Genomic DNA, 1,218 nt, shown 5'->3' on the forward strand with positions numbered 1-1,218 from the left:
TACCGAGATTGAATTTGTGTAGTTACGCGCTGAATTTGGTTGTGGTGACCGGTCGGTGTGGATGTTTGTGTTCAGGGGTGGTGAATCCGGCTGTGCGCCTGCTGGTTCCGGGGTAGTCCGGGGGTATGAGCAGGTACTCGCACGGCGGTGGGTTCACTGCCGCTGAACAGGCCCGGCGCGAAGTGGTCCGGATGAACGCGGCCGAGGACTTCGCCGCCGGGATGACCTATCAGCAGGTCGCCCGCAAGCATCGGGTCGCGAAGATGTCGGCGTGGCGATGGTGGAAGGTATGGAAAGCCGAAGGGCAGCAAGGGCTTCGGTCGACCGGCCCGGCATCGGTGTGCAGGCTGAGCGACGAACAGTTGCGGAGGCTGGCATCGCTGCTCGACGACGGCCCGGCCGCGCACGGCTACGACACCGATCCCCGCTGGACCCTGGCGCGAGTGCGTGCACTGGTGGCCCGCGAATTCGGTGTCGAGTACTCGCTCAAGGGGATATCGCTGCTGCTGCACCGGCTCGGTTTCAGCCCACAAGTGCCAACGCACCGCGCCGTCGAACGCGACGACACCGCCATCGCGACGTGGATCGGTGAGAGTTGGGCGCGGGGAAAAGCCTTGCGGGCCAGAGGAATGCGTGGATCTGCTTCGAGGACGAATCGGGCCAGGGCATCCGCCCGCCCAAGGGCAGAACCTGGGGCCGGCGCGGACATACCCCGGTGATGCGGGTGGCCGGCGGCGACGCCGGGCGGGTCAATATCGCTGGTTTGCTGTGCTACCGCCCCGGGGACCGTTCCCGGTTGATCTACCGAGTGCACATCTACCACCGCCGCAAACACGAGCAGAACTCCTTCACCGAGGCCGACTACATCCAGCTCCTCGACGACGCCCACCAGCAACTACACGCCCCGCTCGTGCTGATCTGGGACAACCTCAACCGGCACACCGATACCCGAATACAGCCCTACCTGGCCCGACGCGACTGGCTGACCGTGATCCAACTACCGGCCTACGCCCCGGATCTCAACCCGGTCGAAGGCGTGTGGTCAGTCCTCAAACGCGGTCTGGGTAACCTGCTCGTCCGCCATATCGACCAACTCGACCTCATCATCAGAACCCGACTGCGAGCCATGCAACACCGCACCGACAACCTCCTCGACGGCTTCCTCGCCGAAACCGGACTCACCCTCGACTCGGTAACTCCATGAATTCATCCTCAGTA

2 protein-coding genes are annotated in these 1,218 nt (G+C 64.2%); both read left to right on the forward strand.

Annotated features, from left to right (window positions below; genetic code table 11):
- Nucleotides 1-125: 125 nt before the first annotated feature.
- Complete coding sequence (locus tag ABZ909_RS43690; RefSeq protein ID WP_357012413.1) at nt 126-719, forward strand: winged helix-turn-helix domain-containing protein; 594 nt, start codon at nt 126-128, stop codon at nt 717-719.
- Entirely contained in the window at nt 668-1,204 is a 537-nt protein-coding gene (locus ABZ909_RS43695; protein ID WP_357012416.1) for a transposase, read from the forward strand. Before ABZ909_RS43690 ends, ABZ909_RS43695 begins: the two co-directional genes overlap by 52 nt.
- Nucleotides 1,205-1,218: the final 14 nt, after the last annotated feature.

This window comes from Nocardia sp. NPDC046763 (assembly GCF_040645495.1).
Classification (GTDB): domain Bacteria; phylum Actinomycetota; class Actinomycetes; order Mycobacteriales; family Mycobacteriaceae; genus Nocardia.